Origin of the sequence: Actinomadura chibensis NBRC 106107, from assembly GCF_001552135.1 — a bacterium.
Lineage (GTDB): Bacteria > Actinomycetota > Actinomycetes > Streptosporangiales > Streptosporangiaceae > Spirillospora > Spirillospora chibensis.
Map to the genome: position 1 here is coordinate 26123 of NZ_BCQP01000069.1, position 23508 is coordinate 49630.

Sequence of the window (23508 nt, forward strand, 5' to 3'; positions counted from 1 at the left end):
CGGAGGCCGCCGCCGCGCCCGGATCGGTTCAAGGCTTAGGGTTGAGTCATGACCGGTGCCATCGTTCCGGGGCTGCCCGCGCCAGGGCGTTGCCTCGTCATGGGCGTGGTCAACGTGACCCCCGATTCGTTCTCTGACGGCGGTGCCTGGTTCGACCCCGAAAAGGCCGTCCGGCATGGGCTCGACCTCGTCGCCGAGGGCGCCGACATCGTTGACGTGGGCGGCGAGTCCACGCGTCCTGGGGCGCAGCGTGTGTCGCAGGACGAAGAACTGCGCCGGGTCATCCCGGTCATAGAGGCGCTTACCGCCGAGAACGTTCCGGTCAGCGTCGACACCATGCGCGCCGACGTGGCCGAGGCCGCCCTTGGCGCCGGGGCCAGGCTGGTGAACGACGTCAGCGGCGGGCTCGCCGACCCCGAAATGCCGCGGGTCGTCGGCGCCGCGGGCGTTCCGTACGTCGTGATGCATTGGCGCGGTCACAGCCACGACATGCAGACCCGTACCATCTACGCGGACGTGGTGGGCGAGGTACGCGACGAACTGCTCCGCAGGGTCGACGCGGTAGTGAACGAGGGCGTCGACCCGTCGATGATCGTGCTCGACCCGGGGCTCGGTTTTGCCAAGAGCCCCACGGCCGGGCACAACTGGTCGCTGCTGGCCCATCTGGACGCGTTCACTGGTACGGGGTATCCCGTCCTGGTGGGTGCCTCCCGCAAGAACTTCCTCACGAGGCTGCTCGCCGAGCCGGACGGGACGCGGCGTCCCTTCCTCGAATGCGATGACGCCACCGTGGCGGTCACGTCCCTGGTCGCGGCGGCGGGGGCGTGGTGTGTGCGGGTCCACCGCGTCCGCCCCAACGCGGACGCCGTTCGGGTGGCGGCCGCGTTCCGTGCGGCGCGCCCTTCAGGGGACGCGTCTCCCGCCGACGAACAGAGCCCAGGACGCACCGCGGCCGGCGGCCGCGCCGACGACGGGAGCCGCCGTCCATGAGCCGTGCCGTGAACCGCGCCGACGTGGACGAGGTCCACGCCGAGTTCTACGCCGCGTTCGAGGCCGGTGACTTCGACCGAATGTCCGACGTGTGGGCCGACGGCGAATACGCGCGCGGAGTCTCCTGCGTGCACCCCGGCTGGACGATGCTGCGCGGACGCGAAGAGGTGCTGCGCTCCTGGGCGCTCATCATGGCCAACACGACCTACATCCAGTTCGTGCTGACCGACATCGAGACAGACGTCTACGGCGATCACGCCGTGGTCACCTGCAAGGAGAACATCCTCACCGCGGACGAGGACACCGAGGCCGGGTTCCTCGCAGGAGGAAGCATCGTGGCCACGAACGTGTTCGTACGGGCGGAGGGGGAATGGCGGCTCCTTCTCCACCACGGATCTCCCGTCCTCAACGTCGTGGATGCAGAGGAAGAATGACTCTCGACCGCATCGAGCTGCGCGGTCTGCGCGCGCGCGGACGGCATGGCGTGCTGCCCGCCGAACGTGAGCTGGGGCAGGAGTTCGTCGTGGACGCCGTCCTCGGGCTCGACACCCGCCCCGCCGCCGCCGGGGACGACCTGTCCCGTACCGTCGATTACGGAACGCTCGCTGGTCGGCTGGTCGCCGTCGTGGAGGGGGAGCCCGTCAACCTCCTCGAAACGCTGGCCGACCGGCTGGCGAAGATATGTCTGGAAGACAGGGCGGTGACGGAGGTCGAGATCACCGTCCACAAGCCGAGCGCCCCGGTCCCGCACCCCTTCACGGATGTGGCCGTGAAGATCAGGAGGAGTCGCCCATGACAGCGTCCGACCGCATGCCCGACCGCACCGCCACCGGCGGCCACATGCTGGTCGAGCACCGGGTCGTGTTCTCGATCGGCAGCAATCTCGGAGACCGCCTGGACAACATCCAGGAGGCGGTGGACGCGCTGTTCGACGCACCCGGGCTGAACTACGTGGCGTTCTCCCCGGTCTACGAGACCGCCCCCTATGCGCCGCCCGGCGAGACGATCCCCGAGCAGGGCGACTTCCTCAACATCGTGCTCGTGGCGGACACCCGGCTCCCACCGGAGAACCTGCTGGAGCGAGTACTGAACATCGAGACGTCGATGCGGCGGGAGCGCAAGGTCCGCTGGGGTCCGCGCACCCTCGACATCGACATCGTCGTCTTCGGTGACATCTCGTCCGACGACCCTGATCTGACGCTCCCGCACCCGCGCGCGCACGAGCGCGCGTTCGTCCTCGTGCCGTGGGCCGACATCGAGCCGGACGTGCTCCTCCCCGGCCACGGCCGCGTCGGTGACCTCGCCCAGGCGAAACAGGCCGAGGGCGGTCCTTCGGCCTGCCGTCGCCGGGAGGACCTGGCCCTGCAGCAGCCTGCATGAAACCGTCCCGCCCGCTCTTCCTCGTCGCCCTCGTGGTCGTCATCACGGTGATCACCTGGGCGGTGATGCGTTCCGCGTACGTGTCGCTGCCGCCGCTCCCCTGGACGGCCGTCCCGACGCTGCTGCTGCTGGCCCTCGGCGAGGGTTTCACCGGGCTGAACGTCCTGCGCCGTATCCGCCGCAAGCCCGACAGGGGGCGCGGACAGGACGCGACCCGCAAGCCGGCGCCCAAACCCCTGGATCCGATGGCGGTCGCCAGGCTCGCCGCTCTAGGCAAAGCCAGCGCCCACGCCGCCGCGGTCATCGCCGGTGTGTTCGCGGGGTTCGCCGCCAGCCTCGTCGCATCGCTCGACAAGCCGACCCCCCGCCACGACTTCTTCGTCAGCGGCGGCACGTTCCTCGCCGCCGCCGTCCTGGTCGCCGCCGCGTTCTTCTTGGAGTACGCCTGCCGCGTGCCCAAGGATCCGGACGAGGAACGGCGCGACCACGGCGTCTCGCGCGCCTGAGCCTTGCTTGTTCGTTCTTCGCTTCGGGGTGATGTCGGTTACTTGTCGATGTCGCCCACGACGAAGAACATCGAGCCGAGGATCGCGATCATGTCGGCGACCAGGTTGCCCGGCAGCAGTTCCGTCAGGACCTGGATGTTGTTGAACGACGCGGACCGCAGTTTCATGCGCCACGGCGTCTTCTCACCGTGCGACACGAGGTAGTAGCCGTTGATGCCTAGGGGGTTCTCCGTCCAGGCATAGGTGTGGCCCTCCGGAACCTTCAGGACCTTCGGGAGCCGTTGGTTGATGGGGCCCGGTGGGAGTTCGGCCAACCGGTCGAGGCAGGCATCGGCGAGGTCCAGTGACGCGTGTACCTGGTCTAGGAGGCACTCGAACCGGGCCAGGCAGTCGCCTTCCGTCCGCGTGACCACACGGACGTCGAGATCGCCGTAGGCGAGGTAGGGCTCGTCCCGGCGGAGGTCGAAGTCCACTCCGGACGCGCGCGCGATAGGCCCGGACACGCCGTACTGAAGAATCTGCTCCTGCGTCAGGACCCCGACGCCCCTTGTGCGGGCACGGAAGATCTCGTTGCCCATGATGAGGTCGTCGATGTCACCCATGCGGGCACGCACCTCGGAGACTGTGCTCCGCGCGCGCGCCGTCCAACCGGCGGGAAGCTCCTCTTTCAGCCCGCCGACCCGGTTGAACATGTAATGCATACGTCCACCGGAGATCTCCTCCATCACCCGTTGCAACGCCTCCCGCTCACGGAATGCGTAGAAGATGGGCGTGATGGCCCCGACCTCCAGCGGGTACGAGCCGAGGAACATCAGATGGTTGAGGACGCGGTTCAGCTCTGCCAGAAGCGTCCTCGTCCAGACGGCGCGCACGGGGACTTCCATGCCGAGCATCCGTTCGACGGCGAGGACCACGCCGAGCTCACTGGAGAACGCGGACAACCAGTCGTGCCGGTTCGCCAACACGATGATCTGCCGGAAGTCGCGGACCTCGAACAGCTTCTCCGCGCCCCGATGCATATAGCCGACGATGGGTTCCGCCGCCGAGATGCGTTCGCCGTCCAGGGTCAGCCTCAACCGGAGCACACCGTGCGTGGACGGATGTTGGGGGCCGATGTTCAGGGTCATGTCCTCGGTGGCGAGCTCCTTGGCGCCCGCACCGATACCGACGATGCGTTCGGTCGTCATGGTCGCGTTTCCGCCACTCGGGTCATCGCCACATGGTCGCATGGCGAGCGGTACTCGTTTTCCGGTTGACTATGGCCCGATGAATTCGAGCCAAGGCGAACCGCCCTACGAGCACGCCGCCGACCCTGGAGCCCAGGACGCGGCGTATCCGCCCCCGCCGTCGGGGCCGGGGCAGGGCGGTCGCCCACCTGGCCCGTACGGTCACGGCCAGCCCGGCCAGCCCCAGTCCGGCCAGCCCCAGTCAGGCCAGGGCCCGGCCGACCAGGGCTCTGGCCAGGGGCCAGTCGGTCAGGGGTCGGCCGGTCAAGGGCAGGTATCGGCACATTATCCGGCGAACCCGCATCCTTCCGGAGGGCCCGTCTATCAGGCGGACCAGGCTTTCGCGGCGGGTGGTGGCCTGCAGTGGTCGCGCGTCTCCAAGCGGCATGCCTGGCAGAGGTTGCTCACCGCTGTGCTGTGGGCGGTGCCGATCGGGGGTGTGGGCGGGTTCATTGTGTGGCGGAACGGCGGTGTGGTTCCGGCCGCCATGTGGGTCGCGGCCGTGGCGCTGGGCGTCGTCCTCACGTGGGTGGTGGCCGAGCTTGACCGCCGTGCCTACGGATACGCCGAACGTGCGGACGACCTCATCGTGACCCATGGGGTCCTGGTGAAGCGGCTCATTGTCGTGCCCTACGGACGGATGCAGTTCGTGGACGTCACAGCGGGGCTGCTGGAGCGGTGGATGGGGGTCGCCACCGTCCGGATGCACACGGCGGCCGCGGCGACGGACGCCACCATCCCCGGGTTGCGCGCCTGGGAGGCCGCCCAGTTGCGGGACCGCCTCGCCCAGAAGGGCGAAGAGCGGAGCATGGGGCTATGAACGGCCCTAACGGACCCTACGGGCCGCCTGGACCACCTGGACCACATGGACCGCCTGGGCCGTATGGACGGCCGGGGCAACCGGGGCCCTATGGTCGTCCGGGGCCGCCCTATGGTCCGCGTCCTCCGTATGGGCCTCAGCCTGGCCCGCCTCCAGGTCCGCCCTATGGGCCGCCTCAGCCTCCGTATGCGGGCTACCGTCCGCCGATCCGGTTCTCCGAGGGAACGCACAGGCTGCACTGGGCGACGGCCCCGCTGCGCGCGTTCATTTTCCTCATCGTCTACTTCGTCCTGCTCGGCTTTCCTTTGCTGCTGACCCAGACAGGGGACGGCATCACCCTGGACCTCACTCCAGAAGTGATTGGCCGATTCGTCATCGTGACCGTCCCGATGGGGTTCGTTGCTGTTGGGACGGGTCTTTGGACGTGGCTCGCTCTACGTTTCCGTATTGACGGTGACGATCTCGTTGTCGAGACTGGGCTCCTACGTAAGAACAAGCGCCGCATTCCGTTGTCGCGCATTCAGGCCATCGATCTCGTCCGTCCGCTTGTGACACGCATCTTCGCCCTTGCAGAGGTGCGTGTGGAGTTGGCAGGGGGTGAGCACAGCGAGATCGCGCTCCGCTATCTGGGGCGTCACTCCGCGCAGCAACTGCGTGCCGAACTCCTGGCCCGCGCCGCCGGGCTCCCCGGACACACGCCCGAGGCGCCCGAGCGGCATGTATGGCGGGTGCCGTTCGGGAGTCTGCTCGCGTCCCTCATTCTGCGCCTGCCCGTCCTCGGCACGGTTCTGCTGTTCTTCGCCTCCGTGCTGTTCCTCGTGATGTACGCAGAGGGCGGCATCTTGGCCGTCACCATTCCTGTTCTGCTCGGGCTCATCCGCGCCGTGGTCGCGCCGTTGGTGATGTACGCCAACTTCACGGTCGCCATGTCACCGGACGGGATACGCCTGCGATACGGGCTCCTGGAGACCCGGATGCAGACGCTGCCTCCGGGGCGCGTCCAGGCCGTCAGCATCGTCGAGCCTTCGATCTGGCGGAGCCTGGGCTGGGCCCGTGTCGAGGTCACCGTCGCCGGTTACGCGGGTGAGCGGCAGGCCCTGTCCTCGACCTTGCTGCCTGTCGCGCCTCGCCACGTCGCGATGCACCTTGTCTCGCAGGTGTTTCCGGGGACGCAAGTCGACGCGGTCCCGCTGGTGCCTGCCTCGTCCAGGGCCGTGGCGATCGATCGTGCGGACGGCGCGGGCACCGACGATGTCGTGTTCGTGACCCGCCACGGCTGGCCGTGCCGACGCACCGACGTGATCGCCCACGCGCGCGCGCAGAGCGTTCGCCTCACCGCGAACCCCTTCCAGCGCCTTCTCGGGTTGGCCACCGTCCATGTCGACGCGCCACCCGGGCCTGTCCAGGTCACGGCGACCGACCGCGAGCTGGGCGAGGCGCGCGCCATCGTCGAATCGACGGCGCGCCGGGCCCAGGCCGCCCGCCGGGCGGGGGGCGGAGACCCGACCCGCTGGGCCCGCTGACGGTTATCCACAGAATCACGTTCTACTTCCGGGCTGCTGCGCGCCCGGTCACCATGGATTCAGGTCGGCCCGCTGCTGGGGGGACGGTGGGCCGACCGCCCGAACGACACCGAGCCCGAAGGAGGCGTGTCATAGAGAACCGTTCTAGTCATCCGAATGGGGCCTGTTCGGTGATCAGCGCTGCTTCACCTGTCGCGGCCCGCCTGCGGGCTACGTGCGGGCCAGGGCCAATGCGGTCGACAGCACTCACCGTGCAATTCGGCGCTGCTCACAACCAGTGAGTACATAGCCGACGGTGTTCTGCCTACAGCCCGTCCAGGCACGTCATTGTTGCGGATTGTCCACCGGATGATGGTTGGAGGTGGTTGGGCGGTGGGCTGATTCGCCGGATGCGAATATCGTCGGAGACATGAGCGAGTTGGTCTATGACCCCTGGTCTCCTGACTTCGTCGCAGACCCGTATCCGGTGTTCGAGCGGCTCCGCACCGAGCGTCCCGTGTTCTTCGACGAGGCCACCGGACAATGGGTGATCAGCCGGTACGAGGACGTGAACGCGCTGCTGCGGGACCGGCGCCTCGGACGGACGTACCTCCACATCGCGAGCCATGAGGAGTTCGGCCAGGAACCGGAGGCGGACTTCCTCAAGCCGTTCTGGGACCTCGTCCGCGCCGGGATGCTGGACCTCGAGCCGCCCACCCACACGCGCCTGCGACGCCTGGTGTCCAAGGCGTTCACGGCCCGCATGGTGGAGGGACTCCGGCCGACGATCCAGCGGCTCGCCGGGGAGCTGGCCGGGGCACTGGCGGACAAGGGCGGCGGCGACCTGCTCGCCGAGGTCGCCGAGCCGCTGCCGGTGAACGTGATCGCCGAAATGCTCGGGGTGCCGGTGGAGGAGCGGCATCTGCTGCGCCCATGGTCCGCCGACATCTGCGGCATGTACGAGCTCAACCCGCCAGAGGAGGTGCAGCACACCGCCGTCCGCGCCGCCGTGGAGTTCTCCGACTACCTGCGCGACCTCGCCCGCACGCGACGGAACGAGCCGCGCGACGACCTCATCAGCGCTCTGGCCCAGGTGATGGACGATGGCGACCGGCTCTCCGAGGACGAGCTGATCGGCACCTGCGTCCTGCTCCTGAACGCGGGCCACGAGGCCACCGTCAACGCGACCGGCAATAGCTGGTGGGCGCTGTTCCGGAATCCGGCGGAGCTCGAACGGCTTCGGGCCGACTCCTCACTCGTCCCGACGGCCGTTGAGGAACTGCTCCGCTACGACACCCCGGCGCCGATGTTCGAGCGCTGGGTGTTGGAGGACATCACCGTCGGCGGAGTCGACATTCCCCGCGGGGCTGAGGTGGCGTTGCAGTTCGCGTCGGCCAACCGCGATCCGGAGGTGTTCGCCGAACCCGACCGTCTCGACCTCTCGCGCGAGCCGAACCCGCACATCACGTTCGGGCTCGGCATCCACTACTGCCTGGGCGCACCGCTGGCCCGCATCGAACTGGCGGAGTCGTTCGCGGCCCTCCTACGCGCAGCCCCCGACCTCCGCCTCTCCACCGAACCGAAATGGAAGCCCGGTTTCGTCCTACGCGGCCTAGAGGCCCTCTACGTAGAACGCTGACCCCGCCGCCCACCAACTAGACCCCGCCCCGTCCCCTGCACGCCTCCCCGGCGCGCGCCCCTGGCATGGGTCCAGTTGCGCGTCCCGGCGTGCGTCCAGGCGCGCGCTGGCCGCCTACTTCTATGTGCAGGCCCGCTCGGCGCCCATCGATCCTCCTCCACGGGGGGCTGGCATGGACGCGGTCCCCGGCTTGCGCGTCTCCTTGGCGTGCGCGCGTTCCTGGCGCGCGTCCCAACGTGCGTCCCCTGGCGCGTGTCCCGGCCGGGCGCGTGTCCGGGGCGTGCGTCCCCGGCATGCGCGTGTCCCGCCTGCGGCGTCCTAGGCGTGTGCGTGTCCCGGGCGTGCGCACCGGGCGTGCGCCCCCGGCGTGTGTCCCCGGGCGTGTGTCCCCGGGCGTGTGTCCCCGGGCGTGTGTCCCCGGCATGCGCGTGTCCCGCCTGCGTCTTGGGCGTGTGCGTGTCCCGGGCGTGCGTCCCCGGCGTGCGCGTGTCCCGCGTGCGTGCTGGGCGTGTGCGTGTCCCGGGCGTGCGCCCCGCGCGTGTGTCCCCGGGCGTGTGTCCCTGGCGTGCGCCTGTCCCGCGTGCATTCCTGGCGTGCGCGTGTTCCGGGCGCCCTTCCTGAGCGTGTGTCCCTGGCGTGTGTCCCTGGGAGTGCGTCTCGCCGCGGGTGTCTTCCTGCGTGCCCATTTTCTCTGGGGGCGCCTGCTGGGTTTGGGCGTTCAGCTTTGGGTGTGTCCGCTTGTGCCTGGTGTGGTGGAGGAGCGGCCGGGGGTTGCTGGGAGGGCGGGTGTTAGGCGGTTAGGAGGGCGGGGATTGGGATGTTCACTGTTTGGGCGAGCCAGCCGAAGCCGCCCAGGCCTGAGGGGTCGGTCAGTTCGGCGTCTTCGCCTGCGTGGCAGAGGGCGGAGACGTAGGCGCGGGGGTCCTGGTGGGCCAGGGAGAGGGCGGGACGGACGCCGGTGAGGCCGAGGGCGCGCAGCGCCTTCCGCTGGGTGGTCAGGAGGGTGGACGTGGCTCCGGCGCGTTCTCCGGCGGTGGTGCAGGCGTCCAGGGCCACGTGGGCGGTGACGTCGCAGGAGCCGTCCGGGACGGCGGGGACGGTGAGCCCGTCCCGGTAGCCGGTCAGCGTCCCGTACACGGGGCGGGAGTCGCGTGAGTGCGAGTAGTCGACGGCCAGGGCGAGTCCGCCGGAGAGGCGTCCGATCACGGACGCCCAGGCGGCGCAGCGCGGGTGGCCGATCTCGGCGCGGTCGCCGGGCTCGTGCAGGGGCCACCAGCGGTCCAGCCAGGCGCGGTCCTCGGCGGTCGGGGACGGGCCGGGCCGCTCGACCCCCGTCGACGGCTGGACGAGCACCGTCCGCATGCCGTCAGGAGTGTGTTCGACGACGTCGAGCGGCACATTGTCGAGCCATTCGTTGGCGACGGCGAGGCCGGTGATGTGGTCGGGCAGGTCGGCGCGCCAGGTGATCCGCGGCGGGGTGTCGGCGGGGCGGGGCGCGATCTCGACGGCGGTCGGGGCCAGCCGCGGCGCCAGGTCGGACGGGACGCACCCCAGGATGTTGCTCAACAGCCGTCCGGACCCGGCGCCGATGTCGACGATGTCCAGCCGGTCGGGATGTCCGAGGAGAGCGTCGACCTCGACCAGGAGGCGGGCGATCGCGGCGGCGAACCGAGGGGAGGCGTGCACCGACGTCCGGAAATGCTCGGCGGGGCGTTCGCCGCGCCGGTAGAAGCCCCCGTCCCCGTACAACGCGCGCTCCATCGCGGTGCGCCATGGCAGCCACTCGGTAACCAACGCGTCCACGAGTGTGACGTTACCGTGGGCGGGCTGCCCGGTCGGTCCATCCTGTGGCCGACGGGCGTACTACTTGTGGCTGATCCAGGGCTGATCTGCGGCTACGTACCCTGTCGGCATGGTGGTGCGCGCGTGGGACTGGCTGCGGGGCAACAAGCCGCTGGTCGATGCCTTCTTCGCGGCTCCGCTGGTGCTCTTCTCCCTGCCCGATCTGCTGAGGGGGCCCTTCGGGGTTTCCAGGGGGACGTACGCGCTGTTGATGGTGGTGTTGACCCTGCCGCTCGTACTGCGCAGGACGTTCCCGCGCGCCGTGTTCACGGTGGTCGCGCTGATCTCGTGTGTCCAATGCCTGGCGGGTGTCAATCCCGTGCCCGCGAACGTTGCCGTCCTGATGGGGTTGTACACGGTGACTACCAGTTATGCGTTCCGCTGGGGTTTGGCGGCGGCATTGGTCGGCGAAGTGGGGGCGGCCATGGCGACTTTCCGCTATCCGACGGGAGTGAGCACCAGGAAGTCCACGTTCACCATCCTCGCGGTGGTGGTCGCGGGGGTGTGGGTCCTTGGTCTGCACATGCGGACGCGTCGCGCGTACCTGCGTTCGGTAGAGGAACGGGCGACGCGCCTAGAGCAGGAGCGCGACAACGAGGTGAAGATGGCGATGGCCGCAGAGCGCGCGCGTATCGCCCGTGAGTTGCACGATGTTGTGGCCCATAACGTCAGCGTGATCGTTGTGCAGGCGGACGGCGCGTCCTATGCGATCGACACCGACGTAGGACGGGCCAGGCAAGCGCTGGAGACCATCTCGAACACGGGACGGCTGGCCTTGGCGGAAATGCGTCGTCTGCTGGGCGTCCTGCGGGAGAACGACGACGTGAGTGTGTACGCGCCTCAGCCGGGGGTCGCGCAACTGGACGAGTTGGTCGAGCAGGTGCGCGCATCGGGGTTGCCCGTCAATTACGAGGTGGAAGGGACGCCGGTGCCCATGTCGGAGGGACGGCAGTTGACCGTTTACCGGATCGTCCAAGAGGCGTTGACCAATACGCTCAAGCACGGAGGTCCGCGCGTAGCGGTGTCCGTCCGGATGCGGTACTCGCGCGACGCCCTGGAGATCCAGGTGGACGACGACGGACGGGGCGCCGCCGCACCCGACGACGGACGGGGGCACGGTCTCGCCGGGATGCGGGAGCGCGTCGCCGTGTACGGAGGCCGCGTCCGTGCCGCACCGCGTTCTGGAGGGGGCTTCGAGGTGGTGGCGTGGATACCGGTACGCGAGGAAGTGGGTGCCACATGACGGACGCGGACGAGACGGCGCCGCCGATCCGGGTCGCGCTGGTCGACGACCAGGAACTCGTGCGGGCCGGGTTCCGCATGGTGCTGGACGCGCAACCCGATATCGAGGTCGTGGGCGAGGCCGGAGACGGGGTGCAGGCTCTGGAACTGCTACGCGGCACCAAGGCGGACGTCGTTCTCATGGACGTCCGGATGCCGCGGATGGACGGCATCGAGGCGACCCGCAACGTGGTCGCAGGTTCCGGTCCGAAAGTCGTCATCCTGACCACGTTCGACCTGGACGAGTACGCGTTCGCGGCCATAAAGGCAGGCGCCGGTGGGTTCTTGCTGAAGGACGCGGGTCCGGCGCAGTTGATCGAGGCGATCAAGTCGGTCCATTCAGGGGACGCCGTGGTCGCGCCCAGCACCACGAAGCGGTTGCTGGACCGGTTCGCCGTCCATCTGCCGGACGCTGAGGCGAAAGCGGACGGGGCGCTGGAGAGCCTCACCGAGCGTGAGGGCGAGGTGCTCCGGCTCGTCGCGCGCGGGATGTCGAACGCGGAGATCGCGGCGCGACTGTACGTCTCGGAGGCCACCGTGAAGACGCACATGGGGCGGATCCTGATGAAGCTGGGGCTCCGCGATCGGGTGCAGGCCGTCGTGTTCGCCTACGAGACAGGTCTGGTCAAAAGCGGCCAAGGCGACAACTCTCCGTAACGCCTTGTCGTCTGCTGGCGGTCATTTGCCTTCGCCATGGACCACGCAAATGACCTGCCTGAGAGTAGCGGGGTAACTACCGTACGCGACGCCGCCTTTGCGGGCGACGTCGGCACTTGTCAGAACGGGCCTGCTAAGCCCATGTACGGGAGGACCTCTTCGTGCTCAAGAAGCTTGCCGCCACCGGCGCCCTCGGCCTTGCCGTCGCCAGCTCCGCCCTGGTCGCGACGCCCGCCCACGCGTCGGCCTACGGCGGCGACCACGGCCACTGCCACCACAAGTGCCATCCGAAGGGCCATCACCACGGCCAGTTCAACGGCAACCACACCAGCGGAAACTTTTCGATCCTGGGCGGGAACCAGGTGAACGCGCCGATCTCCATCCCGGTCAACGTGTGCGGCAACGCCATCGCGGTGATCGGCTTCGCGGCGGCCCAGTGCAAGGGCGGTGCGTCGGTCGAGAACGGCTGACGCGTCACCGGCGGGCACGGATGCCCGGCGGCCGGGCGCCGGAGATCGTCCAGATCTCCGGCGCTTCGGCGTTTCCGCAGGCCGAACGGAGGAGCGCCCCCACAGGACGAACATGGCCCCCACACCGGAAGGAATTCGCAGGTTCGGACGGGCCCCCGGCTGGACGGGCAACCCGCAGGCCGGACGGGCCCCGGGGCTGCACGGGGAGCCCGCAGGCCATCCAGGGCTCCCAGGCGGACGGAGGAAACCGCAGGTGGGATGGGTGGCTGTAGCCGGAAGGCGTAATCCTCAGGTCGCATACGCGGACACCGTGTAGCCCCGAGGATTACACCCGGTAGCCGCGAGGCTGATGCGGGATGTAGCCGCCAGACCGATGCGAGCGCGCAGCGCGGATTCCTAGCGTGGTCACCGTTCGTCCGAGACCCGAGGGAGCAGCCGTGACCAGCACGTTCACCGACCCGCCAGGACGCGCCGGGGGAGCCGTGGAGACGGCGCCGGCCGTCATCGCCGAAGGCGTGTCGAAGGTGTACGGGGCGGGGGACGCGGCGGTGCACGCGCTGCGCGGGGTCGGCGTCGCGTTCGCGCGCGGCGCGTTCACCGCGATCATGGGGCCGTCCGGGTCGGGCAAGTCGACGCTGATGCACTGCCTGGCGGGGCTCGACACGGTGACGTCGGGGCGGATCGTCCTCGGCGACGCCGAGATCACCGGGATGGGCGACCGACAGCTCACGATGCTGCGCCGCGAGCGGGTCGGTTTCGTGTTCCAGGCGTTCAACCTGCTGCCGACGCTCACCGCCGAGCAGAACATCCTGCTGCCCATGGATCTCGCCGGACGCAAACCGGACCGGGCGTGGTTCGCGCAGGTCGTGGACGTGCTCGGGCTGCGCGACCGGCTGCGGCACCGGCCGAGCGAACTGTCCGGCGGGCAGCAGCAGCGGGTCGCGTGCGCCCGCGCGATCGTCGCCCGGCCCGAGGTGATCTTCGCGGACGAGCCGACCGGCAACCTCGACTCCCGGGCCGGGGCGGAGGTCCTCGGGTTCCTGCGCGCGTCCGTCCGCGAGATGGGCCAGACGATCGTGATGGTCACCCATGACCCGGTGGCCGCGTCCTACGCCGACCGGGTGGTGTTCCTGCGCGACGGCGAGATCGTGTCGGAGATCGTCCGGCCGACTCCGGGCGCGGTGCTCGACCGGCTCAAGAGCCTGGAGGCGTGATGCTGCGCACGACCCTCGCGGGCCTGCGCGCCCACAAGCTGCGGCTGGTGCTGACCGCCGTCGCCATCACCCTCGGCGTCGGCTTCATCTCCGGGACGTTCGTCCTGACCGACACGATGGACAAGGGCGTCTCCAAGACCTTCGCCCGCTCGGCCGACAAGGTCGACGTCGCGGTGCTGCCCGATACCAACGGCGCCGACGACGGCGTTCCGGCCGCGCTGCTTCAGAAGGTGCGCGCGCTGCCCGGCGTCACGGACGTGCAGGGGCTGGTCAAGGGCGATGCCGCGTTGGTCGGCAAGGACGGTAAGGCGGTGGGTGATTTCCCCACCGTCGGCATGTCCGTGCCGTCCGGACGGCTGCTGCGCTACGAGATGGACAAGGGACGGCCCCCTTCCGGTGGCGGCGAGACCGTGCTCGACACGGCGGTGGCCAAACGCGAGGGCTACACGGTCGGCGACACGGTCACGATCCTGGACAAGCAGCACCGCCCGCACGGCTTCAAGGTGGTCGGGCTGGTCGACTTCGGCATCGACCAGGACGCGAGCTTCCGCGGTGCCGTTGGCTTCGACGCCCCCACGACCATGCTGATGACCGGTGAGAAGACGTACCGGGAACTCGACATCGCGGGCGGCAGCAAGACGGTGGTGAAGGGCGCCGTGGGCTCGTCCTACGACGTCTACACCGGGACGGAACTCGGCGCGAAGCTGGCCAAGGCGGCGGGCGCCGACACGAAGATCATCCGCACCGGGCTGCTGATCTTCGGGCTGGTGGCGATGCTGGTGTCCGCGCTGGTCATCTACAACACGTTCTCGATCCTGATCGCGCAGCGGATGCGCGAGATGGCGCTGCTGCGCTGCGTCGGCGCCACCCGTCGCCAGGTCTTCGGCAGCGTGGTGGTGGAGTCCGCGGTGGTCGGCCTGGTCGGCTCGCTGCTCGGCCTCGCCGCCGGTGTCGGCCTCGGCGAGGGCGCGCTGCTCGTCGTGAACAGGCTGAACGCGAACGTGGCCATGGCCGCGCCGTCCCTCGCCGTGCGGACGATCATCGCCGGGCTCGTCGTAGGCGTCACCGTGACCGTCCTGTCGGCGTTCCTGCCCGCCCGCGCCGCGACCCGCGTCGCGCCCATCGCGGCGCTGCGCTCCGACCTGGAGCCGGGCAGCGGACGGTTCCGCCTCGGCGTGCCGCGCACCGTGATCTCCCTCCTGCTCGGCGGCATCGGCCTCGCCCTCGGCGCCCTCGGCTCGGTCGGCATGGAGAAGGGCGAGGCCGCGATGAACGTGGTGGCGCTCGCGGGCGGCGTGTTCTTCCTCGCGGTGATCGCGGCGATGCCGGCGCTGGTCCGGCCGCTCGGTCGGCTCGCCGGGGCCGTCCCGGCGCGGCTCGGCGGGGTCCCTGGACGGCTCGCCGTCGCGAACGCGCAGCGCGCCCCGCGCCGCACCGCGACCACCACGATCGCGCTGACCGTCGGGGTCGGGCTGATGAGCCTGTTCGCGGTGATCGCGGCGAGCGGCAAGGCGACCGCGACGCACAAGCTGGAGGAGCAGTTCCCCGTCGAGTTCCAGATCCAGACCCAGGACGGGGACGGAACCGTCCCGCAGGCGCTGGGCGGGGCGCTGCGGCAACGCCCCGAAGTCGCCCAGGTCATCGAGGCGCGCGAGAAGGAGGCCCGGGTCGGCGGCCGCAAGGAGACCGTCTCCACCATGACGGCCTCCGCGCTCGGCACGATCGTGAAACCCGAGATGAAGGATGGGACGCTGGCCGCCGCGCTCGCGCCGGGCACGGGGATGGCCGACTCCGAGACCGCCAAGAAACCCGGCCGCGGAATGGGCGACACCGTCCAGGTGAGGACTGCGGGGGGCGTCGTCCCCGTCAAGATCACCGCCGTGTACGCGCCGGGCGCCGGGCTGGACGGGATCGTCGTGCCCGAGACCGACTTCACCCGGTACTTCGGGGCGGTCGACCCGTCCGCGATCTACGTGAAGACGCGTGACGGCGTGCCCGCGTCCCAGGCCCGCAAGGCCGTGGACGACGCCGCCCACCCCTTCCCGGCGGCGAAGGTCACCTCCAGCGCCGAGTTCAAGGAGACGATGACGAAGGCCGTGGACATGGTCCTGATGATCTTCGGTGGGCTGCTCGGCCTGGCGATCATCATCGCGCTGTTCGGCATCGCCAACACGCTGACCCTGTCCGTCGTGGAGCGGACGCGGGAGTCAGCGCTGCTGCGCGCCCTCGGCCTCACCAAGCGGCAGCTTCGCCGGATGCTGTCCGTGGAAGCCCTGGTCATGGCCGTGATCGGTGCGTTCACCGGGGTCGTCCTCGGGATCGGGTTCGGCTGGGCGGCGACGAACGCGATGGCCACCGACTCGATCTTCTCCCTGCCGTATCTGCAGGTCATCGGGTTCGTCGTCCTTGCCGGCCTCGCCGGGACGGGCGCCGCGGTGATGCCGGCGCGGCGCGCCGCGAAGACGTCCATCGTGGAGTCCCTCGCCCATGACTGAATGGGGGGTGCGGGGTGGCCGCCGCCACCCACCGGACGGCGTGGACCGGGCCCGCGGGTACTCTGGTTCGCGCACGTCCGGTACCTACCTGAGGACTGGAACGAACCGATGGACCCTGTCACGCCGTCCTCCGCCACGCCCGGAAACGGGTCGGGCGCCCCCTGGGACGCACCGGGCCCCGGGCCGGAGACCCCCGAGGACAGGCCCGCGCGCCTCGCGGTCGGCGTCGTCGGCGCGGGCCGGGTGGGCACCGCCCTCGGCGCGGCGCTGTCCCTCGCGGGGCACCGCGTCGTCGCCGCGACCGCCGTGTCCGAGCGGTCCCGGACCCGCGTCGAGGAACGCCTCCCCGGCGCGGCGATCGCACCGCCGCCCGAGGTCGTCACCGCCGCCGACCTGGTGCTGCTGACCGTCCCGGACGACGAACTGCCCGAACTCGCGTCCGGACTCGTCTCGGCGGGCGTCCCGGTGACCGGCAAGCTGGTCATGCACACCAGCGGACGGTACGGGGCCGCCGTCCTGGACCCGCTCACCCGCGCCGGAGCCCTGCCGCTCGCCCTCCACCCGGTCATGACGTTCACCGGACGTCCCGACGACGTGAACCGCCTCACCGGCATCTCGTTCGGCGTCACGTCGCCGGATCCGCTGCGCCCGGTCGCGGAGGCGCTCGTCGTCGAGATGGGCGGCGAACTGGTGTGGATCACCGAGGAACGCCGCCCGCTCTACCACGCGGCGCTCGCCGGAGGCGCGAACCACCTCGTCACCCTGGTCGTCGAGGCGATGGACCTGCTGCACGCCGCGGGCGTGGCCGAGCCCGGCCGGATGCTCGGCCCGCTGCTCGGCGCCGCCCTCGACAACGGCCTGCGCCTGGGCATCAACGGTCTCACCGGCCCGGTCGCCCGCGGCGACGCCGGAACCGTCTCCGACCACGTCGCCGAACTGTCCCGGGTGTCACCGGAGAGCCGCCGCGCTTACGTCGCCCTGGCCCGCCTCACCGCCGACCGCGCCCTCGCCGCCGGAATGCTCAAGCCCGAGGACGCCGAACGCCTCCTCGAAGCCCTGGCCGACTGACCGGACCCGAACGTGCCCCCTCCAACTGCTCCGGCGCCCCCTCGCTGGGCTCCCGACATGATTCGGCATCGGCCTCGCTCAGCCGAACGATCAAGCACCACCCCGTCCGATGAGCGCTCGCGGGCGAAGCCATCCGGTGGTTGCCCATGTGCGAGCCCGTCTGGGGGCCGCCTGTGGGCGGACCCGTCTGGCGAGCGCCCGTGGATGAAGTCATCCTGTGGGCGACTGTGGACGATTTCGTCTGGTGGGCGTTCATGGGCGAAGTCGGCTGATAGGCGCGCGTGGGTGGCCCCGTGTGGTGGCGGGCGATCTGACTGCGGTAGGTCTGCTCTCTCCGCTGGGCGATCACATTGCGACCGCTTTCGGGTGCGGAATCTGCTTGCTCGGTGGCTTGGGCGAGAGCGGACCACGTCGTGGCGGGTGGCTCGGCTGGGTGGTGTTCCTCTGCGGGCGGGCTGGGGCAAGCGTTCCCGCCGAGGCGGTTGGTGGTCGGGTTCGGCGGTGGTTGCGCTGGGGGTGCTCGCTGTCGGGCGCGGGTGGATTGGTGGGCGGACGAATTGGTCGTGGTGGGTTCGGATGCATTTCGTGAGAGGGAGGAAATGACGTGACGCCGGTTATCGCGCGGACGCGGGACGAGCTCGCGGACGTTCGCTCGCAGGTCGCGGGGACGTTGGCGCTCGTCCCGACCATGGGCGCCCTGCACGAGGGGCATCGTTCCCTGATCCGGCAGGCGCGGAAGAGCGCGGACGCCGTGGCGGTGAGCATTTTCGTCAACCCGCTCCAGTTCGGCCCTGGCGAGGACTTCGACCGATATCCGCGCACGTTTCCCGCCGACGTCGAGATGTGCGCCGCCGAGGGCGTGGATCTCGTCTTCGCGCCGTCCCGCGACGTCATGTATCCGGACGAACCGCAGGTCACGATCAAATCGGGGCCGATGGGGGAGGTCGTGGAAGGCGCCGCCCGTCCAGGACATTTCGACGGGATGCTCACCGTCGTCCTGAAGCTGCTCAACCTCGTCCGGCCGGACGTGGCGATCTTCGGTGAGAAGGACGCGCAGCAGCTCGCCATGATCCGCCGGATGGTCGCCGACCTGAACGTGCCCGTCGCGATCGCCGCCGGACCGACCGTCCGCGAGCCGGACGGGCTGGCGCTGTCGAGCCGCAACCGCTACCTGTCCGCCGACGAGAGGCGCACGGCCCTCGCCCTCTCCCGCGCCTTGCACGCGGGTGCGGACGCGGCCGCCGAAGGCCCGGGCGCGGTGATCGCCGCGGCGAGCGCCGTCCTCGACCGGGCCAAGGCCGCCGACCCTCCGCTCGACCTGGACTATCTCGTGCTCGTCGACCCCTCGACCTTCACCGCGACCACGGGCGACGGCCCGGCCGTCCTCGCCGTCGCGGGCCGCGTCGGCGCCACCCACCTCATCGACAACGTTCACCTCCAGCTCGGCAAGGAGCACTGATGTTCCGGACGATGTTCAAGTCGAAGATCCACCGCGCCACCGTGACCCAGGCGGACCTTCACTACGTCGGCTCCCTCACCATCGACCAGGACCTCATGGACGCCGCCGACCTGCTGCCCGGCGAGCAGGTCTCGGTGGTGGACATCGACAATGGCGCTCGTCTGGAGACCTATTTGATCGCCGGTGAGCGCGGCACCGGTGTGATCGGTATCAATGGGGCCGCCGCCCGCCTGGTCCAGCCGGGGGACCTGGTGATCATCATTAGCTATGCTCAGATGACGGACGCCGAGGCTCGTGAATTCGTCCCGGCCGTCGTCCATGTCGACCGGTCCAACAAGATCATCTCATTGGGTTCCGACCCGGCCGAACCCGTCCCCGGCACGCGTACGACCCGAGGTGACTTGGTCCACGACTAGCGCACGCGGAGTGTTCTGAGTGGCAGTCGAGATCACCTTTGAGACGCATTCGCTGACCGAAGACAACGAAAACGGGATCGCGACAGGCTGGCTGCCTGGAAGACTCTCCGCGGAGGGGCGCCGTCTGGCCGCGGAGCTGGGCGTCCGCCGCCGCAACACTGGTCTGGCAGCCGTTTTTGTTTCTGATCTGCAGCGAGCCGTCGAGACTGCTCAGATCGCCTTCCCTGACGCTACACCGGCCATTTACCAGGAATCGCGTCTGCGTGAATGCGACTACGGCGAGCTGAACGGCGCCCCGGTCGGCGTCGTGGCCGCCGAGCGCGCGCGCCGTATCGACACGCCCTATCCGGGCGGGCAGAGCTATCGCCAGGTGATTCAGGCCACCGGCGACTTCCTGCGGGACCTCTCCGCCGCTTGGGACGGCCAGCGCGTCCTGGTCATTTCCCACTCGGCAAATAAATGGGCCTTTGACTGCCTCCTGACAGGCGCCTCCATCGAGACCCTGGTCGACGCGCCTTTCAACTGGCAGGAAGGTTGGCACTACACCCTCCCCAAGAACTGGCCAGCCCCCACCGCCTGAAGCTCACGCTCCCTGCTGTGGGCGGACGCCTGCGCGTGGGTGATGCCTGCGGCGGCCGGACGTTGGCTGCGGTGCGTCGGGTGTGGATGGGGGCTGGTGCGGGGTGGAGGGGGCGTGGTCGTCGTTGGGGGGCGCTGGGCGGGGGTGTTGCGGGGAAATGGGGGGCGGGGGGTGGAGTTGGATGGAGTTAGGGTCATAATGACGAGAATCGATCCCGAGGAGGGTTCATGATCCCTTCCGTTCTCAATGCCCCCGAGCCCGGTTGGACCACGGATGCCGACGTGGTCGTCATCGGTTCCGGCATCGCCGGGCTGGTGGCCGCGTTGCGCTGCCGGTCGCATGGGCGGGTGCTGCTGGTGACCAAGGCTCTCCTCGACGCGGGGTCGACGCGCTGGGCGCAGGGCGGGATCGCCGCGGCGCTCGCCCCGGACGACACGCCCGAAGAGCACCTGGCCGACACCCTCACCGCGGGGGTCGGGCTCTGTGACGAGGACGCCGTCCGGGCACTCGTCACCGAAGGACCGGACGCCGTGCGCGGGCTCATCGAACTCGGCACGGCATTCGACCGTTCCAACGACGGCGAGATCGCCTTGACCCGCGAGGGCGGACACCACCGGCGCCGTATCGCCCACGCGGGCGGGGACGCCACCGGGGCAGAGGTCAGTCGTGCCCTGGTCGCTGCTCTCAAGGACTCCGATGTCGAGGTCATCGAGCACGCGCTCGTCCTCGACCTGGTGAAGGACGCCGCCGGACGTGCGGCCGGGATCACGCTGCACGTGATGGGCGAAGGGCAGCCGGGCGGCGTCGGCGCCGTCCGGGCCCGCGCCGTCGTGCTCGCGACCGGCGGCCTCGGCCAGGTGTTCTCCGCGACCACGAACCCCGAGGTCTCCACAGGCGACGGCGTCGCGCTCGCGCTGCGGGCCGGAGCCGAGGTCGCCGATCTGGAGTTCGTCCAGTTCCATCCGACCGTGCTGTGGCTCGGCGAGGGCGCGACCGGGCAGCAGCCGCTGATCTCCGAGGCCGTCCGGGGAGAGGGCGCCCACCTGATCGACCACGCCGGTGAGCGCTTCATGCTCGGACGCCACGACCTCGCCGAACTCGCCCCACGGGACGTCGTCGCCAAAGGGATCATGACCCGGATGCACGAGACCGGCGCGTCCCACATGTTCCTGGACGGCCGCCACCTGGGCGCGGCGATGTGGGAGAACCGATTCCCGACCATCCTGGCCGCCTGCCGCCATCACGGCATCGACCCCATGAGCGAGCCGATCCCCATCGTTCCCGCCGCGCATTACGCGAGCGGTGGTGTCCGCACGGATCTGTACGGTCGGACGTCGGTCCCCGGCCTCTACGCCTGCGGCGAGGTCGCCTGCACAGGTGTCCACGGCGCGAACCGGCTGGCCTCCAACTCCCTCCTAGAGGGCCTGGTCTTCGCCAACCGCATCGCCGCCGCCCTCCAACATGAACTCCCCCCGCCCCCCGACGAAACGCCCGTGCAAGAGGCGCCGGTCCAGGACGCGCCGGTCCGGGAGGTGCCCGTGCGGGACGTGCCCGTGCGGGAGGTGCCGCTGCGGGGGGCGCCTGTGCAGGAGGCGCCGGGCCAAGACGTGCCGGTCCGTGACGCACCCGCGCAGGAGGTGCCCACTCAGGGGGTGCCCACGCAGGAGGCGCCGGTGCAGGAGGTGCCCGTGCAGGAGATGCCGGTGCGGGAGGCGCTTGTGGGAGAGGTGCCGTTCCCGGAGGTGCCCGTGCAGGAGGCGCTCGCGCCGGAGGTGTCCGTGCAGGAGGTGCCGGTGCGGGAGGCGCTTGTGGGAGAGGCGTCGGTCCCGGAGGTGCCCGTGCGGGGGGTGCGTGCGCGGGTGGGGGCGGACGGGGTGACGGTTGGTGGGGGTGAGTTCGTTGGGGGGTTGGTCGATGCTGGGATGCGGGGGGAGATTCAGCGGATCATGACCTCCTATGTCGGGGTGTTGCGTGGGGCGGACGGGTTGGAGATCGCGGCCCGGGAGCTGGGCGCGCTGAAACGCGGTCAGGCGGAGCCCGGGGTCGGGGCGTGGGAGGTCACCAACCTGTACACCGTCGCGTCCGCGATCGTGGCGGCGGCGCGGCGGCGGGAGGAGACCCGGGGCAGCCACTGGCGGGAGGACTTCCCCGAGCGCGCGGACGGCGCGTGGCGTGGGCATCTGGTGACGCGGCTGGTAGGGAACGCCCTGACCACCGCCTACGAACCTCTGGAAGGAAAGCGTTCATGACACCTGAACTCTCGCAAACGCTCGCCGACGCCGGGCTCGATCCACAACATGTGGATAACCTCGTCCGCGCGGCGCTCGCCGAGGACGGCGAGGTCGACGTCACGAGCATGCCGATCTTCGGGCCCGACGACACGGCGGCGGGCGATCTCAGGGCCCGTGAGCACGGCGTCGTCGCTGGGATCCCCGTCGCTTGCGTCGTGTTCGACGTGCTCGACGTCGCCTACGAGACGAAAGTGCAAGACGGAGACCGGGTCGCCCCAGGGCAGGTGCTCATTTCGGTCAGCGGCCCCACCCGCGCCCTCCTGCGCGCGGAGAGGACGGCTCTGAACCTGCTCACTCACCTGTCCGGGATCGCGACGGCGACGCGGCAGTGGATGGACGCGATGTCCGGCACGAAAGCCAAGGTCCGGGACACACGCAAGACCCTGCCCGGGCTCCGCGCCCTGCAGAAGTACGCCGTCCAGTGCGGCGGTGGGGTTAACCACAGAATGGGCCTCAACGACGCCGCCCTCATCAAGGACAACCACGTCGCGGCGGCCGGAAGCGTCACTAAGGCGTACGAGGCCATCCGCGCCGTGTACCCGTCCCTGCACATCCAGGTGGAATGCGACACCGTTGCGCAGGTGGAGGAGGCCGTCGCGGTGGGTGCGAAGAGCATCCTGCTCGACAACATGACCGACGACGAGATGGTCGAGGCAGTGCGACTGGTCGCAGGGCGGGCCGAACTGGAGGCCAGCGGTGGGCTTAATCTGGAGCGGGCCCGAGACGTCGCCGTGACCGGGGTGGACTACCTTGCAGTCGGCGCGCTGACGCACTCGGCGCGCGTGTTCGACATCGGCCTTGACTTCACCTGATCAGCGGGGACCTGATGCTGCTCACCATCGACGTCGGCAACACCAACACCGTCCTCGGGCTGTTCGAAGGGGACGAGGTGATCGAGCACTGGAGGATCAACACCGATCCGCGGCGCACGGCCGACGAGATCGCCGTGGTCCTGCAGGGGCTCGTCCAGCAGAGTCCGTTGCTGGCCGACACCGACATCAGCGGCATCGCGCTGTGCTCGACCGTCCCGTCCGTCCTGCATGAGATGCGGGAGATGTGCCGCCGCTACTACGGCGACGTCTCCGCGGTCATCGTTGAACCAGGGGTGAAGACGGGCGTGCCCGTCCGCATGGACAACCCCAAGGAAGTCGGCGCCGACCGTATCGTGAACGCGCTCGCCGCCGTCCACACCCATGGCGGGCCAGCGATCGTGGTCGACTTCGGTACGGCGACCACGTTCGATGCCGTCTCCGCCAGGGGCGAGTATGTGGGCGGTGCGATCGCGCCCGGAATAGAGATATCGATCGACGCGCTGTCGTCGCGCGGTGCCCAGCTTCACAAGATCGAGCTGGTCCGGCCCCGGAGCGTCATCGCGAAGAACACCGTCGAGGCGTTGCAGTCCGGGATCATCTTCGGTTTCGCGGGACAGGTCGACGGAATCGTCGAGCGGATGTCCGAGGAACTGGCGTCGGACCCGGCCGAGGTCACGGTGATCGCCACCGGTGGGCTCGCGCCGCTCGTCCTGGAGGAGTCGCGCAGCATCGACGAGTTCGAGCCGTGGCTGACCCTCATCGGTCTCCGCCTGATCTACGAGCGCAACACGCCCTGAAACCGGAACGCGTCCCCAGCACGCAGTGACAGAAAACCACCAAGCGCCATAGGCCGGGCGCGG

General features: G+C 69.9%; 22 protein-coding genes. 20 read left to right on the forward strand and 2 right to left on the reverse strand.

Annotated elements, in window-relative coordinates; translation table 11 throughout:
- The first annotated feature begins 48 nt into the window (after positions 1-48).
- Genes folP through ACH01S_RS35270 form a run of 5 tightly spaced genes read left to right on the forward strand, consistent with a single transcriptional unit; the run spans position 49 to position 2876 of the window.
- Entirely contained in the window at positions 49-990 is a 942-nt protein-coding gene (gene folP, locus ACH01S_RS35250; RefSeq protein WP_067902373.1) for a dihydropteroate synthase, read from the forward strand.
- Complete coding sequence (locus ACH01S_RS35255; RefSeq protein WP_067902376.1) at positions 987-1424, forward strand: nuclear transport factor 2 family protein; 438 nt, start codon at positions 987-989, stop codon at positions 1422-1424. The genes folP and ACH01S_RS35255 overlap by 4 nt, the downstream gene beginning before the upstream one ends.
- Positions 1421-1786, forward strand: coding sequence for a dihydroneopterin aldolase (gene folB / locus ACH01S_RS35260; protein WP_067902379.1), 366 nt, complete (start codon positions 1421-1423; stop codon positions 1784-1786). The genes ACH01S_RS35255 and folB overlap by 4 nt, the downstream gene beginning before the upstream one ends.
- Positions 1783-2370 (forward strand): 2-amino-4-hydroxy-6-hydroxymethyldihydropteridine diphosphokinase, encoded by a 588-nt coding sequence (gene folK, locus ACH01S_RS35265; RefSeq protein ID WP_067902382.1) that lies wholly within the window; start codon positions 1783-1785, stop codon positions 2368-2370. The genes folB and folK overlap by 4 nt, the downstream gene beginning before the upstream one ends.
- The gene (locus tag ACH01S_RS35270) at positions 2367-2876 is read left to right on the forward strand and encodes a DUF3180 domain-containing protein (protein ID WP_067902385.1); all 510 of its coding nucleotides are present in this window, start codon (positions 2367-2369) and stop codon (positions 2874-2876) included. Before folK ends, ACH01S_RS35270 begins: the two co-directional genes overlap by 4 nt.
- 38 nt (positions 2877-2914) lie before the next feature.
- On the opposite strand, the gene ACH01S_RS35275 is transcribed toward ACH01S_RS35270, so the two are convergent.
- Complete coding sequence (locus tag ACH01S_RS35275) at positions 2915-4063, reverse strand: NADH-quinone oxidoreductase subunit D (RefSeq protein WP_067902388.1); 1149 nt, start codon at positions 4061-4063, stop codon at positions 2915-2917.
- A gap of 511 nt (positions 4064-4574) precedes the next feature.
- Between ACH01S_RS35275 and ACH01S_RS46345 the strand changes: the two genes are divergently transcribed.
- The 3 genes from ACH01S_RS46345 (at position 4575) to ACH01S_RS35290 (ending at position 8063) form a co-directional block, all read left to right on the forward strand.
- Positions 4575-4922, forward strand: coding sequence for a PH domain-containing protein (locus tag ACH01S_RS46345; RefSeq protein ID WP_246236462.1), 348 nt, complete (start codon positions 4575-4577; stop codon positions 4920-4922).
- Between the two features lie 305 nt (positions 4923-5227).
- Positions 5228-6445, forward strand: coding sequence for a PH domain-containing protein (locus tag ACH01S_RS35285; protein ID WP_246236461.1), 1218 nt, complete (start codon positions 5228-5230; stop codon positions 6443-6445).
- 409 nt (positions 6446-6854) lie between these two features.
- Complete coding sequence (locus ACH01S_RS35290; protein ID WP_067902390.1) at positions 6855-8063, forward strand: cytochrome P450; 1209 nt, start codon at positions 6855-6857, stop codon at positions 8061-8063.
- A gap of 789 nt (positions 8064-8852) precedes the next feature.
- Here the strand turns inward: ACH01S_RS35290 and ACH01S_RS35295 are convergent.
- Positions 8853-9866, reverse strand: coding sequence for an SAM-dependent methyltransferase (locus ACH01S_RS35295; protein WP_306303273.1), 1014 nt, complete (start codon positions 9864-9866; stop codon positions 8853-8855).
- 109 nt (positions 9867-9975) lie between these two features.
- On the opposite strand from ACH01S_RS35295, the gene ACH01S_RS35300 reads away from it, so the two are divergent.
- The 12 genes from ACH01S_RS35300 to ACH01S_RS35355 all read left to right on the forward strand — a co-directional run bounded on the left by ACH01S_RS35300 (position 9976) and on the right by ACH01S_RS35355 (position 23445).
- On the forward strand, positions 9976-11148 hold the full coding sequence (locus tag ACH01S_RS35300) for a sensor histidine kinase (protein ID WP_067902394.1): 1173 nt from the start codon (positions 9976-9978) through the stop codon (positions 11146-11148).
- Entirely contained in the window at positions 11145-11843 is a 699-nt protein-coding gene (locus tag ACH01S_RS35305) for a response regulator (RefSeq protein WP_067902397.1), read from the forward strand. The genes ACH01S_RS35300 and ACH01S_RS35305 overlap by 4 nt, the downstream gene beginning before the upstream one ends.
- 161 nt (positions 11844-12004) lie before the next feature.
- The gene (locus ACH01S_RS35310; RefSeq protein ID WP_067902400.1) at positions 12005-12313 is read left to right on the forward strand and encodes a chaplin family protein; all 309 of its coding nucleotides are present in this window, start codon (positions 12005-12007) and stop codon (positions 12311-12313) included.
- Between the two features lie 437 nt (positions 12314-12750).
- The gene (locus tag ACH01S_RS35315; protein WP_083981504.1) at positions 12751-13527 is read left to right on the forward strand and encodes an ABC transporter ATP-binding protein; all 777 of its coding nucleotides are present in this window, start codon (positions 12751-12753) and stop codon (positions 13525-13527) included.
- Positions 13527-16022, forward strand: coding sequence for an ABC transporter permease (locus ACH01S_RS35320; RefSeq protein ID WP_067902406.1), 2496 nt, complete (start codon positions 13527-13529; stop codon positions 16020-16022). Before ACH01S_RS35315 ends, ACH01S_RS35320 begins: the two co-directional genes overlap by 1 nt.
- Positions 16023-16130: 108 nt before the next feature.
- Positions 16131-17090, forward strand: a complete 960-nt coding sequence (locus ACH01S_RS35325) for a Rossmann-like and DUF2520 domain-containing protein (protein WP_083981505.1) — start codon at positions 16131-16133, stop codon at positions 17088-17090.
- 604 nt (positions 17091-17694) lie between these two features.
- Complete coding sequence (gene panC / locus ACH01S_RS35330) at positions 17695-18549, forward strand: pantoate--beta-alanine ligase (protein WP_067902409.1); 855 nt, start codon at positions 17695-17697, stop codon at positions 18547-18549.
- Entirely contained in the window at positions 18549-18965 is a 417-nt protein-coding gene (gene panD, locus ACH01S_RS35335; protein ID WP_067902412.1) for an aspartate 1-decarboxylase, read from the forward strand. Before panC ends, panD begins: the two co-directional genes overlap by 1 nt.
- A 19-nt stretch (positions 18966-18984) precedes the next feature.
- Entirely contained in the window at positions 18985-19545 is a 561-nt protein-coding gene (locus tag ACH01S_RS35340; protein WP_067902417.1) for a histidine phosphatase family protein, read from the forward strand.
- Positions 19546-19772: 227 nt separating this feature from the next.
- Entirely contained in the window at positions 19773-21794 is a 2022-nt protein-coding gene (locus tag ACH01S_RS46350) for an L-aspartate oxidase (protein ID WP_246236460.1), read from the forward strand.
- Positions 21791-22648: a carboxylating nicotinate-nucleotide diphosphorylase gene (gene nadC / locus ACH01S_RS35350; RefSeq protein WP_067902424.1), complete on the forward strand. Its 858-nt coding sequence runs from the start codon at positions 21791-21793 to the stop codon at positions 22646-22648. Before ACH01S_RS46350 ends, nadC begins: the two co-directional genes overlap by 4 nt.
- Before the next feature lie 14 nt (positions 22649-22662).
- Positions 22663-23445, forward strand: a complete 783-nt coding sequence (locus ACH01S_RS35355) for a type III pantothenate kinase (RefSeq protein ID WP_067902430.1) — start codon at positions 22663-22665, stop codon at positions 23443-23445.
- The last annotated feature ends 63 nt before the right edge of the window (positions 23446-23508 follow it).

What these genes read in the sequence shown, in the direction of transcription:
- folP (WP_067902373.1), top strand. Translation starts at nt 49, where the DNA reads ATGACCGGTGCCATCGTTCCGGGGCTGCCCGCGCCAGGGCGTTGCCTC.
- ACH01S_RS35255 (WP_067902376.1), top strand. Translation starts at nt 987, where the DNA reads ATGAGCCGTGCCGTGAACCGCGCCGACGTGGACGAGGTCCACGCCGAG.
- folB (WP_067902379.1), top strand. Translation starts at nt 1,421, where the DNA reads ATGACTCTCGACCGCATCGAGCTGCGCGGTCTGCGCGCGCGCGGACGG.
- folK (WP_067902382.1), top strand. Translation starts at nt 1,783, where the DNA reads ATGACAGCGTCCGACCGCATGCCCGACCGCACCGCCACCGGCGGCCAC.
- ACH01S_RS35270 (WP_067902385.1), top strand. Translation starts at nt 2,367, where the DNA reads ATGAAACCGTCCCGCCCGCTCTTCCTCGTCGCCCTCGTGGTCGTCATC.
- ACH01S_RS35275 (WP_067902388.1), bottom strand. Translation starts at nt 4,063, where the DNA reads ATGACGACCGAACGCATCGTCGGTATCGGTGCGGGCGCCAAGGAGCTC.
- ACH01S_RS35290 (WP_067902390.1), top strand. Translation starts at nt 6,855, where the DNA reads ATGAGCGAGTTGGTCTATGACCCCTGGTCTCCTGACTTCGTCGCAGAC.
- ACH01S_RS35300 (WP_067902394.1), top strand. Translation starts at nt 9,976, where the DNA reads ATGGTGGTGCGCGCGTGGGACTGGCTGCGGGGCAACAAGCCGCTGGTC.
- ACH01S_RS35305 (WP_067902397.1), top strand. Translation starts at nt 11,145, where the DNA reads ATGACGGACGCGGACGAGACGGCGCCGCCGATCCGGGTCGCGCTGGTC.
- ACH01S_RS35320 (WP_067902406.1), top strand. Translation starts at nt 13,527, where the DNA reads ATGCTGCGCACGACCCTCGCGGGCCTGCGCGCCCACAAGCTGCGGCTG.
- ACH01S_RS35325 (WP_083981505.1), top strand. Translation starts at nt 16,131, where the DNA reads ATGGACCCTGTCACGCCGTCCTCCGCCACGCCCGGAAACGGGTCGGGC.
- panD (WP_067902412.1), top strand. Translation starts at nt 18,549, where the DNA reads ATGTTCCGGACGATGTTCAAGTCGAAGATCCACCGCGCCACCGTGACC.
- ACH01S_RS46350 (WP_246236460.1), top strand. Translation starts at nt 19,773, where the DNA reads ATGATCCCTTCCGTTCTCAATGCCCCCGAGCCCGGTTGGACCACGGAT.
- nadC (WP_067902424.1), top strand. Translation starts at nt 21,791, where the DNA reads ATGACACCTGAACTCTCGCAAACGCTCGCCGACGCCGGGCTCGATCCA.
- ACH01S_RS35355 (WP_067902430.1), top strand. Translation starts at nt 22,663, where the DNA reads ATGCTGCTCACCATCGACGTCGGCAACACCAACACCGTCCTCGGGCTG.